The 11,745-nt window shown below is 72.1% G+C and carries 6 protein-coding genes; 1 reads left to right on the top strand and 5 read right to left on the bottom strand.

Annotated features, from left to right (window positions below; genetic code table 11):
- Nucleotides 1–435: 435 nt before the first annotated feature.
- Nucleotides 436–1,230 (top strand): SDR family NAD(P)-dependent oxidoreductase, encoded by a 795-nt coding sequence (locus ACZ60E_RS02060; protein ID WP_384796699.1) that lies wholly within the window; start codon nucleotides 436–438, stop codon nucleotides 1,228–1,230.
- 86 nt (nucleotides 1,231–1,316) lie between these two features.
- Here ACZ60E_RS02060 and ACZ60E_RS02065 read toward each other — a convergent pair whose 3' ends face one another.
- The 5 genes from ACZ60E_RS02065 to ACZ60E_RS02085 form a co-directional block, all read right to left on the bottom strand.
- Nucleotides 1,317–4,001 carry a LuxR C-terminal-related transcriptional regulator gene (locus ACZ60E_RS02065; protein ID WP_469437094.1) on the bottom strand — a complete coding sequence of 895 codons (2,685 nt, stop codon included), beginning with the start codon at nucleotides 3,999–4,001 and terminating at the stop codon, nucleotides 1,317–1,319.
- Nucleotides 4,002–4,382: 381 nt separating this feature from the next.
- Nucleotides 4,383–5,345, bottom strand: a complete 963-nt coding sequence (gene bdeA / locus ACZ60E_RS02070) for a bis(hydroxyethyl) terephthalate hydrolase (protein ID WP_469437096.1) — start codon at nucleotides 5,343–5,345, stop codon at nucleotides 4,383–4,385.
- Between the two features lie 187 nt (nucleotides 5,346–5,532).
- Nucleotides 5,533–8,118 carry a beta-glucosidase gene (locus ACZ60E_RS02075; protein WP_469437099.1) on the bottom strand — a complete coding sequence of 862 codons (2,586 nt, stop codon included), beginning with the start codon at nucleotides 8,116–8,118 and terminating at the stop codon, nucleotides 5,533–5,535.
- A 92-nt stretch (nucleotides 8,119–8,210) separates the two neighbouring features.
- Nucleotides 8,211–10,811 (bottom strand): family 78 glycoside hydrolase catalytic domain, encoded by a 2,601-nt coding sequence (locus tag ACZ60E_RS02080; protein ID WP_469437100.1) that lies wholly within the window; start codon nucleotides 10,809–10,811, stop codon nucleotides 8,211–8,213.
- Nucleotides 10,812–10,889: 78 nt separating this feature from the next.
- Nucleotides 10,890–11,741 carry a carbohydrate ABC transporter permease gene (locus tag ACZ60E_RS02085; protein ID WP_384796711.1) on the bottom strand — a complete coding sequence of 284 codons (852 nt, stop codon included), beginning with the start codon at nucleotides 11,739–11,741 and terminating at the stop codon, nucleotides 10,890–10,892.
- Nucleotides 11,742–11,745: the final 4 nt, after the last annotated feature.

Raw genomic sequence — 11,745 nt, forward strand, 5'->3', positions numbered from 1 at the left:
GGGGTGCCCTCCGGGTTTCCGTCCCGGAGGCTTCCAAACGAAAGGCGGCCCTCCGCCCGGTCCGTGGTCACCCCGAGTCATGTCAGCGGCCTTGCTTCCGATCATCGCCGCTCCTCCTCTAGGCTCGGCGCAGGCGCGGTCGGGTTCTCGGCCGCACACCGCAGGCTCCCGGCCCCCGAGCCCTGACCGACTGCCAAGGCCGGCCGGAGCCGCACCGCCGACATCCTCAGTGGTTCCGGCCCTGCCCTCCTGGCGTGTCGGCGAGGCAACTCCCGCCGTCTCGCCCGGCTGCCAGGAGGGCAACTCGCGCGGCGGCCGATCACCCGACGACCGGCGACCCGAGGACCATCCGGGGGTTCTGAACAGGCGTCCCTTGTTGCAGGAGTGGCTGAATGGGGTACCCAGCCGACGAACGCAGAGGAAGGGGCGTACGAGATGCGCATCGATCTGACCGGCCGCACGGCACTGGTCACCGGATCCACCCAGGGAATCGGCGCGGCGATCGCCACCGGCCTCGCACGGGCGGGCGCCCGCGTCGCCGTGAACGGCCGGAGCGAACAGCGTGCCGAGGAGGCTGCGGCCCGGCTGGCCAAGGACGTGCCCGGCGCGGACGTGGTGCCCGTGGCGGCGGACGTGACCACCGAAGAGGGGGCGGCGCAGGTCGTGGACGCCCTGCCGCAGGTGGACATCCTCGTCAACAACCTCGGGATCTTCGGGTCCGCGGACCCGCTGGAGATCACCGACGACGAATGGCGCCGCTACTTCGAGGTCAACGTGCTGGCCGCCGTGCGACTGATCCGCTCGTACCTGCCGGGCATGACCGAGCGGGGCTGGGGGCGCGTCCAGAACATCGCCAGCGACTCGGCCGTGGTCATCCCCGCGGAAATGATCCACTACGGCATGTCGAAGACCGCCCTGCTCGCGGTGAGCCGGGGCTTCGCGAAGGAGGCGGCGGGCACCGGCGTCACGGTGAACTCCGTCATCGCCGGCCCCACGCACACGGGAGGCGTCGAGGACTTCGTGTACGGGCTCGTCGACCGTGACCTTCCGTGGGACGAGGCCCAGCGTGCCTTCATGAAGGAGCACCGCCCCCAGTCCCTGCTGCAACGGCTGATCGAGCCGGAGGAGATCGCGAACATGGTCGTGTATCTCAGCTCCGACCAGGCGTCGGCCACCACCGGGGGCGCACTGCGCGTCGACGGCGGATACGTCGACTCGATCCTGCCGTGAGGCGCATGCTGTGACGCGCCTGCCGTGAAGCGCCTGTTGTGACACGGCCGGTCCGCGCCTGCTCCCGCAGACACTCCCGGGCTCTCTCAAGCAGGGCGTGGGCCGTCCCTGCCCGGCCGCTCGACCATCCGTGACAGCTCGACCCGTGAACGCACCCCGAGCACGGCGAACACCTTCCGCAGGTGATAGTCCACCGTGCGGGTGCTCACGGCCAGGCGCAGCGCCACCTCCCGGTTCGTGGCACCCTCGGCCACACAGCGCGCGATCCGCAGCTGCTGCGGCGTGAGGCCTTCCAGCACTCCGGCCCGCGCCGCGGCCGGTGCCACCCCGTTCGCCCTGAGTTCGGCCCGCGCCTGGTCGGCCCAGATCCGGGCGCCGCAGCGCTCGAAGGCGACCAGCGCGGCCCGCAGACAGCCGCCCGCCTCCCGGAGTCTGCGCCGCCTGCGCAGCCACTTGCCGTACAACAGCTGCGTACGCGCCTGCTCGAAGTCGCCGCCCGCCTGCGCGTGCAGGACGAGGGCGTCCCCGTACAGCCCGTCGGCCAGGTCCGCGTCGGCCACCAGTGCCCGGCACCGGGCGAGTTGGGCGGGTGCCTGCACGTCAGCGCCGAAGTGCGCCCACAGCGCGAACTCCTCGACGACGGCGCGCGCGTCCTCCCGCTGCCCGGCGAGCACAGCGGCCTCCACATAGCAGGGCATGACCAGCATGCGTACGGCGAAGTGACCGCCGTCCGGGCCCGGGTGGACCAGTGAGCCGAGCCGGGCAGCCGCCTCGAACGGGCGACCGCGCCCCAGGTCGGCGCGGCCCGAGGCCCATTCGGCGAGGGTGGTCGCCTGCATCAGACCGTGACGCCGTGCGGTGGCCAGCGCGGCGCCGGCGTGGTGTGCGACGAGCGTCGACTCGTCCGCGATCGACGCCGCCAGGGCCAGTACGGCGTGGTGGTGGGCCGCCACATTGCTCTGCCCGTACCGGTGCGCGGTACGCAGCCCCTCCTCCGCGTGCGCCCGGGCCCGTGCGTGCTGCCCCGTCCTCAACTCCGCGTAGGCCAGCAGCTCCAGGGCCCGCGGCACGGCCGCCTCCGGGCCCTGGGAGCGGGCCGCAGCGAGGGTCCGCGCGCCGATCCGGCAGGCGGCGGGCACGTCCCCCAGCAGGAGGGCCGCCGCGCCCGACCACAGCAGCCGCTCCGGCCCGTCCTCCTCCCAGGCGTGCTCGACCACGTGCCGCAGCCAGGGAATGGCCCGGCCGAAGTCCCGTTCCAGCATCGCCCGCATGCCGTGCAGGTAGTCCCGCGCCAGGCTGTCCCGTTCGGCGGCGGGGGCCGTCACCGTCACCGTCGCCACCGGGGTACGGTCCGCCGCGTTCAGCGCCCGCAGACAGGCGACGGCGTCTCCCGTGGCCCAGGCGGCCTCCGCTGCTGCGAGCCCCGCGAGCAGGGCGTGCGCGGGATCGTCGTCGGCGAGCAGGGAGTGGGCGAGCAGCAGGGCCTCACCGGCGTCGGCCGCGGGGCCGTCACGCAACGCGAGGATGCCCCGCACCCGGGCCGAACGCCCCCGGACGACGGCGGGCAGTGCGCCGTCGCGGGCCCGGCCGACCAACCGGCGGGCCATCCGCGCCCGGCCCGCGAGCAGCGCCTGCCCGGCTGCCGCAGTCAGGTGTTCCGCCCGCTCGCGCCCGTCCGCCATCAGCTCAGCGGCGCAGGCGTACGCCATCGAACGCTGGGCGCGGGACGCGGCGACGCACGGGTCGGCCGCGGCGGCGGACAGCTGATCCGCCAACGCCGGGGCGTGTCCGGCGACCGACCAGGCCCGATGGAGCAGCGCGACGAGCCCGTGCCCCTCGTTCTCCAGAACGGAGGCGAGTGCCCGGTGCGCCGCACGCCGCCGGTCGGGGGGAGCGCAGGCATGGACGGCTCCGCGGATCAGGGGGCTGGTGAAGCGGAACCGGCCGTCGGACAGCACGAGTACGTCCGGGAGTTGGTCCGAACCGAGTACGGCCCGCGCCCGGTCGAGCCGCGCCGCCGCCCCGCGCACCAGGTCGGCGTCGGCGCCGGCGCCCGCCGGATCGTGCTCGTGCGCGGCCGACACCAGCAGGAGGAGTTCACCAGCGGCGGCGGAGAACCCCGCCAGATGTGCGCCTGCCACACTCCGCAGCGCTTCCGCGTCGGCCAGCGGCCACGGCAAGCGGTGTTCACCGGACAGCTCGGCGGGGGACAGCCCGGCCACCAGCGCGCGCAGCAGGGCGGGGTTGCCGTCGGCCTCGTCCAGCAACTCCGCGCGGACGGCCGGGTCCACGGGCCCGTACGCCGTGTCGTCGAGCAGCATGTCCATGGCGGACGACGGCAGCGGTGCGAGGGTCAGGACGGGCAGTGCGGCGAAGTCGGGATCGGCCGCGTGCTGCCCGGCGACCGTGAGGAACAGCCGCACCGGCCCGGACGCGGGCAGCCGCCGGGCGGCGAAGCCCAGGGCGGCCCGCGAGGGAGCGTCCCACAGGTGCGCGTCGTCGACGCACACCAGCAGGGGCGAGCCCGCGGCGGCGTCGGTCAGCGACCGGAGCAGCCACTCAGGTGCCGTCCCGGGGTCCGGGGCGCCGGCGGTCCGCCCTCCCGGCAGACCGTCGGCGGCACACCGCAGCGCGTGCACTCCGCTCAGGGACAATGCGGACTCGGCACGACTGGCTCGTACGCGCAGCACGGGCCCGGCCGTGAAGGAGCGGGCCGCCCAGTCGATCAGCGCGGTACGGCCGAGGCCCGGATCCCCGGTCAGTACGAGCACTGGGGCATCCGGGGAGTCTGGGCCGGACAGGTCCAACACGGTTGCCAGGGCGGCGAGTTCCGCGCTTCGGCCGTGCGGGGGAAGAGATCGTGGTGGGGGTGACTGCGGTGCGGGGGACCGCGGTGGGGGAGACTGGGGCGCGTTCGTCCGTCCGGTCATCCCTGTGACGTTACTTTCGCGCGACGAGAGGCGGAAGCTCTCCGTCCGGCGCCTCCCGGCAGGCGGTTTCCTGCTTCCACCTGCGCCGACACGGCCTGAGGCCGACCCTCCCGTGGACGACTGCCCAGCGGTGCCACCGCAGATCTGTGCACCCGCACAGCGCCGATGGGCGGCCGCGTTCCCCGCACGACCGCCCACCGGCTGCTTATCGGGGTGCCGGACTCAGGAGGTGTGCGGGCAGTTGCCCCGGTACTCCTCGATGGTCAGGCTCGGCCGCGGCAGCGGGCAGAGGAACTGCTCGTAGCGGGTGTCGTTGTCCACGAACCGCTTGAGCCAGGAAATGCTGTACTTCGCGATCGTCGTGTCGGACGAGTTCGGCGTGAAGTGTGTCGCGCCGTTGAGCTCCAGGTACGCCTTGTCGGTGGACGACGGCAGGCTTCCGTAGAACGGCTCCGCGTGCGAGGCGACCGGCGCGATCGTGTCGCCGTCGGCCCCGAAGATCAGCGTGGGTGTGCTGACCTCGGGCCAGGACTTGTCGGTGTTCCAGGGAGTCAGCGGGATCGCCGCCTGAAGGGCCGGGCGGGACTTGGCGGCTTCGAGGCTGCCGCCGCCACCCATCGAGTGCCCCGCCACCGCGAGCCGGCTGCTGTCGATCCGGGTGCGTACGCTGCTGCGCCCGGTGAGGTAGTCCAGCGCGGCCAGCAGCTGACGGCCGCGCGAGTCGGGCTGGTCCAGGGTCGTCAGGGTGTCGATGGTGAAGACGACGAAGCCCTGGGAGGCCAGCCGCGGGCCCAGCCACGAGATCGAGGACTGGGTGCCGGTGTACCCGGGGGAGATCGCCACCGCGCCGAACGTGCCGTCGCCGGTGCTCGTCGGGTAGTACACGGTTCCGCCGCCGAAGCCGGTGACCGACAGCGAGGAGACCGTGGTCTGGGACACGCTGTAGGAACCCCGTGCCGCCTCGATGCTCGACGTGGTGGGGGCGGGGCCGCGCTCGTAGGGGTTGTCCGCGGCCTGCGCCCCGGGAGTCGCCAGGGAACTGAGCCCCACGACGGCTGCCAGCGCCGCGAGGGCGCCGGTCAGCCGCTTCGCGGTCCTCCCCCTGCGATCGCGCCGGCTGTGGACGGCGGATGCGGGCGGGACCGTACCGGGGGTGAGCGAGCTGTTCTGCGAGTGCTGCTGCACGACGAAGTCGTCCTCTCGGCCGTGACGAGCCGCCGGACCGGACGTGCCGCACGGAGGACCCGCGGGGCACGTCCGGCAGCTCTGCCGACGGCGCCGACCGGTGGTCGGCCGTGCCACTGTCCGGCCGGGAGGAGGGCGCGGCCATCGGCAATATCACCGGTCTTCGACAACCGGCCCCCGGCCCGGGTCACTTGACGGTGATGCTGCCCGCGTGGTCGAGGTCGGCGGCGGAGCGTCCGACGTACACGGGCACCTGGCCGGTGGGAGTCACCCAACGGCCCCTGGCCTCGTCCCAGTAGGACAACGCGCGCCGGCTGACGGTGACATGGACCTTCTTCCGCCGCCCCGCCTCCAGCTCGACGCGGGCGAAGCCGACGAGTGTCCTGGCCGGGGTGTCGGTCCTGGTCGGCAGGTGCCCTATGTAGACCTGAACCACCTCGGACCCCGTACGGCGGCCGGTGTTGTGCACCTCGACGGTGACCTCGGCGGCCTCGTCCCCGCGGCCGAGGCTGTGCACGCGTGCCGTGCCGTGGCGGAAGGAGGTGTACGACAGCCCGTGGCCGAACGGGAAGAGGGGCTTGGCGCGGTGCTTGTCGTACCACTTGTAACCGACGTGGATGCCTTCGTCGTACGTGAGGGTGTTGGCGATGTCGTCGTCCTTGGCGCCGGTGTAGGTGGCGGGGCCCTGCTGTTCGTCGGCGGGGAAGGTGACGGGGAGCCGGCCGCCGGGTTCGGCGTCGCCGTAGAGGATGTTGGCGATTCCGGTGCCGGTCGCGGCGCCTTGGTACCAGGCCTGCAGTACGCCCTTCACCCTGCCCAGCCACGGCATGAGCATGGGCCCTGAGGTGTTGAGGACGACGACCGTGTTCGGGTTGGCGGCGGCGACGGCTTCGATGAGCCGGTCCTGGTCGCCGGGCAGGGAGAGGTCGTCGCGGTCGAAGGCCTCGCCGGTGTAGTTGTTGACGAACACCACCGCCACGTCGGCCTTCCTCGCCGTCGCGACGGCGGCCGGTATGAGTGACTCGGGCTGCCAGCCCAGGGTCATGGCGGGCCCCCGGAAGCCGGCGTCCCTGGTGCTGTACTCGACCGTGATGTCGACGGCTCTGCCGCCGGTCAGTTCGGCGACACCGCCGATCGCGCTCTCCTTCGGGCCGAAGAAGGAGTCCCAGAGGAAGCGGGACTCGTCGAGGAGCGTCACCCCGTTCACGACGATCTTCGCGGCGCCCGCCAACAGGGCCGAGATGCGGACCGGACCGGTGCTGGGCGGGGTGAGGCGGCCGGTCCAGCGAGCGGACCACGTGGCGGGGAGGCCGCCGACCGGGGCGCCGCGGAAGTCCACGTTCGCCGTCGTAGTGGTGGTCAGCGGGCTGCCGGAGTGGTCCTCGCCCGCGAAGAACTCGGCGTGCAGGCCGGGTTCGCCGTCGGGGGTGGTGAAGACGTCACCCGGGATCGTGGGCAGGGCGACATCACCGAGACTGCCTTGGGAGAACAGCACGCGGGAGGCGCCGGCCTTGCTCCTGATCGCGTCCACGGCGGTGGTGAAGTCTCCGGGATCGACGTACGAGGAGCCCTCGACACCGGTGACGGCGTCCTTGCCCGCCGGGCCGATCACGGCGACCGTCTTCTTCATCGACAACGGCAGGAGGGTGCCGCTGTTCTTCAGCAGGACGGTGGCCTGTTCACCGGTGATCCGGGCCAGGGTCTGGTGCGCGGCGGTGGTCACCACGTCGGCGGGCCTGTCCGGCAGCGGATGGTCGTAGGCACCGGAGGCGAACAGCGCGTACAGGATGCGGCGGGTGGCGTCCCGGGTGCGCTCCTGCGGGATCCGGCCGTCGGTGAAGGCCGTCTTGGGGGTGTCGGGGGTGAGGGCGGCGGAGTCGACACCGGCGTTGATCTCCGCGACGCGGTCCCCGGACGGGTAGTAGTCGGTGCCGAGGTAGCCCTTGAGCCCCAGGTTGTTCTTGAGGGCGCCGATGAGGTGCGGGTTCTCGCAGGCGAACACCCCGTTGACCCTGGGGTAGGAGCCCATGACCGACAGGGCGCCGCCGTCGCGGACGGTGTGTTCGAAGGCCGGGTAGTACACCTCGCGCAGGGCCCGCTCGGAGACCCGTACGTCGAGGGAGTTGCGGCCCTCCTCCTGGTTGTAGACGGTGAAGTGCTTGATCTGGGCGATGACGTCGTTCTTCTGGAAGCCGCGGGTGACGGCGGCCCCGATCAGCCCGTTGACCAGGGGGTCCTCGCCGTACGACTCGGCCTCGCGGCCGTTGCGGGGATTGCGGTCGATGTCGACGGTCGGGCCGAGCAGGACGTTCCAGCCCTTGCCCCGGGCCTCGGCGCCGATCGCGTCGCCGTACCGCTCGGCCAGGTCGGTGTCGAAGGTCGCCGCCAGTGCGTTGGGGGCGGGGAAGGCGGTCACTCCGGTGTCGCCGCGCAGGCCGTCGGAGGCGTCGACGCGGGTCATGGCCGGGATGCCGAGGTGGGCGAGGGGCGCGAAGTCGGCCACCTCGACCGCCGTGACGAGGGTGATCTGCTCCTGGAGCGTCATGGCGGCGAGGAGGGCGTCGGCTCGGCGGGCGGCCGACTTCTTCCTGTCACGCCAGGGCTGACCGGCGAGGGCGGTACGCGGGGCGGCTGCGGCGGTGGCGGTCGGAAGCCCGGCGGTCAGCACCGCGGCTCCGCCCAGAGCGGCCACGGACACGGCGACGGCTGCGCGCCGGGTCAGTCCTGTGGAGCCTTCTCCGGGATCTTCGGAACTTCCTCTGGAACGGGTCACTTCACACTCTCCTTCGAGCGTCGGGTTCCTTCGAGCGGCGGCGGATGCTCTTTCACGAGGCGGTGCGTGGAGCCGGGCAGTGCCAACAGGGCTCAGGCGGCGCTGCGTTCGAGGTCGCGGGTGTCGAGGTGGTGCCGGCCGGGGCCCACGGTCAGCGGAGCGTGCCCGGGGAGTTCGACCACGCCCTGGCAGCCGTCGGGGACCGTGACCTCCGCGGTCATGCCCGAGTCGGTCAGTTCCCAGGAGATGGCCGCCTCGCCGTAGGGCGTCTCGTGACGGGCCCTGGCCCAGGTGATGCCACCGCCGGGACGCGGCCGGAAACGCAGCGTGCGATACCCGGGGGAGGAGAGGTCGAGCCCGGCGACGACCCGGTGCATCCAGTCGGCGACGGCGCCCAGCGCGTAGTGGTTGAAGGACGTCATCCCACCGGAGTTGAGGGTGCCGTCGGGCAGGAGGCTGTCCCAGCGCTCCCAGATGGTGGTCGCGCCCATGGACACGGTGTAGAGCCAGGACGGGCACTCGGTCTGGGTCAGCAGCCGGTACGCCACTTCGAGGTGTCCGGTGTCGGTCAGGGCGTCGCAGATCAGCGGCGTGCCGACGAAGCCGGTGGCGATCCGGGCGTCGTCCTGGAGCACCAGTTCCGCGAGGCGGTCACCCGCTTCACGGCGCTGCCGGTCGTCGTCCAGCAGACCGAAGAGCAGAGCCACCGAGTACGCGGTCGGGGCATCGCTGGTCATCCGGCCGTCGGGCCGGACGTAGCGGGCCCTGAAGGCGCTGGTGACCTCGTCCGCGAGCCGCCCGTACCGCTCGGCGAGTTCCAGGTGGCCGAGTGCGCGGGCCGACCACTGGAGATGGCGGGCGGAGTGGGCGAAGTACGCGGTAGCCACCAGGTAGCGGTCGGTGCGGGCCCCGGCCGGATCGTCCGGCGGGGCGATCGGGTCCAGCCAGTCACCGAGCTGGTGCCCGGTGTCCCACAGCCGGCTCTCCCCGGCCAGCCGGTCCATCAGGTCCACCCACGCCCGCCCCATGCCGAAGTGGCGGCGCAGCAGCTCCAGGTCGCCGAAGCGCTGGTAGAGCACCCACGGGGTGAGGGTCGCGACATCGCCCCAGGCGGCGCCCGGCTGGATCGGCGTCCACTGGGGGCCGCCGGGGATGACCGGCACGTACCAGGGGATCGTGCCGTCGGGAAGTTGCTCGACGGCGACGTCGTCCAGCCAGGAGTCGAGCATGCCGGCGCAGTCGTACAGGAAGGACGCGGTGGGGGCGAAGACCTGGATGTCGCCGGTCCAGCCGAGGCGTTCGTCGCGCTGGGGGCAGTCGGTGGGGATGTCGACGAAGTTGCCGCGCATGCTCCACACGACGTTCTCGTGCAGCCGGTTGACCAGGGGGTCGCTGCACTCGAACCAGCCGGTGCGGGTCATGTCGGTGTGGTACACCCGGGCCGTCACGTCGTCCGCGGTCAACTCGCCCGGCCAGCCGCCGACTTCGGCGTAACGGAAGCCGTGCAGGGTGAAGCGCGGTTCCCAGGTCTGCTCGCCGGAGCCGTCGAGGACGTAGGTGTCGGTGGACGTGGCCCCGCGCAGGGGGCGGGTGGCGAGTTCGCCGTCCTGTAGGACCTCGGCATGGCGCAGGGTGATGGTCGTGCCCGCCGGTCCGGCGACGGTGATGTGCAGCCGGCCGACGAGATTCTGCCCGAAGTCCAGGATGTGCCGGCCGTCGCCCTTGGCGGTGACGGTGGCGGGTGACAGTTCCTGGGTGCGGCGGACGGGGGCGCCCTTGGGGGCGATGAGGGTGTGCGGGTCGCGGGTGCGGGTGGCGACCGGTGTCCACAACTCGTCTTCTTCCAGGCCGCCTTGAGGGGTCGACCAGCCGGGGTCGTGCAGCCGCGCGTCGAAGGTCTCGCCCTCGTAGAGGCCGCTGAAGAGGATCGGGCCGGGTGCCGCCTGCCACGAGCCGTCGGTGGCGACGACCGCCGTGGTGCCGTCGGCCAGGGTGACTTCGAGCTGGGCGAGGAGGGACTGGTCACTGCCGTAGAGGTCGCGGTAACCGCCGTCGAAGCCGATGTGGCCGCGGTACCAGCCGTCCCCGAGCCAGGCGCCGATGGTGTTGGCGCCGGGCACGAGGTGCTCGGTGACGTCGTAGGTGTAGTACCGCAGGCGTTCGCCGTACACGGTCCATCCCGGCGAGAGGATGTCGTCGCCGACCCGGCGGCCGTTGATCTCGGCCTCGTACACGCCGTGGGCGGTGACATAGAGCCGGGCCCGGAGTATGGGGGCGTCGAGGGTGAAGGTCCGGCGGACGCGGGCCGGGCGCCGGTCGGTGCCGGGCTCCTCGGGCCAGGCGGCGCCGACCGGTACGGCACTCCAGTCGGCAGCGTCCAGGAGCCCGGCCTCGACCGTGCTCGGCTCGCTCCACCCGGTCGGGTCAGAGGCCCCGTCCACCCACACGCGCACACGGACGCCGACCCGTTCACGGGAGTCGAGAGGTTCGCCGGGCCACGGTACGAGGACCTGTTCCGTGTGGGTCGTCCGGCCGGTGCGGTGGAGGGCGCCGGCCCGGTCGAGTTCGATCTCGTAGGCGTCCTGGACGGCGGCTCCCCGGGGCAGACGCCAGGTCAGGCGTGGCCGGGCGACGCCGGTTCCGAGGCCGTCGGGCAGGTGCTCGAAGGTGACCGGGGCAGGCTGAGAGGACATGGGTGGGGGACCTTCCATGGATACGGGTGCGGACGGCCGGCGCCTGGCCGGAGCTGAAGCCCGGTGAGGGCGTGGCCGTCAACCCTTGACGGCTCCCGAGGTGAGGCCCTTCATCACCTTCTGGTTGAGGAAGAGGTAGATCACCAGGGTGCCGAAGACGTTGATGCAGATGGCGGCGAACAGCGGGCCGTACTGGGTGGCGCCGAAGTCGCCGGTGAAGTTGAGCAGGCCGACCTGGATGGTGCGCAGGTCCTGGCTGTTGGTGAAGGTCAGCGCGATCAGCAGGTCGTTCCAGATGAAGAAGAACTGGACCAGGCCGACGGTCAGGATCGCGTTGCGGACCATGGGCAGGCTGATGGTCCAGAAGGCGCGCAGGATACCCGCGCCGTCGATGGTGGCCGCCTCGAACAGCTCGCGCGGGACGGTCTTGTAGTAGGTGGCCATCATGAACACCGTCAGGGGCAGGCCGGTGCCCGTGTAGGTGAGGATCAGCGGCCACAGCGTGCCGGACAGACCTGTCTGGAAGTACACCGTGAACAGGGGCAGCAGGATCATCTGCGCGGGGACCATCATGCCCGTGAGGAAGACCAGCAGGGTCAGACTGCGGCCCTTCCACACCATGACCTGGAGGGCGAACCCGGCCGCGGTGCCCAGCAGCAGGATCAGCGCGAGCGCCGGCAGGACGGCGAGCAGGCTGTTCTGCACGTACAGGCCGATGTGCCCGGTGGTCCAGGCGTCGGTGTAGTTGCCCCACTCCCAGGTGGTGGGCAGGGACCAGGTGGAGTTGTTGAGGTAGTCGTCGTTCGACTTGAGCGAGGTCAGGAACATCCAGACGAGCGGATAGACCTCGACGACCAGCAGCAGCGCGACGACGAGCTTGACCCACAGGCGGCGCGGACGCCGGATCCTGACAGATGTGTCGATGGCCATGGGT

The sequence above is a fragment of the Streptomyces sp. NPDC102514 genome, assembly GCF_055584525.1.

Coding starts and splice junctions, on each gene's coding strand:
- ACZ60E_RS02060 (WP_384796699.1), top strand. CDS start 436: ATGCGCATCGATCTGACCGGCCGCACGGCACTGGTCACCGGATCCACC.
- ACZ60E_RS02085 (WP_384796711.1), bottom strand. CDS start 11,741: ATGGCCATCGACACATCTGTCAGGATCCGGCGTCCGCGCCGCCTGTGG.
- ACZ60E_RS02080 (WP_469437100.1), bottom strand. CDS start 10,811: ATGTCCTCTCAGCCTGCCCCGGTCACCTTCGAGCACCTGCCCGACGGC.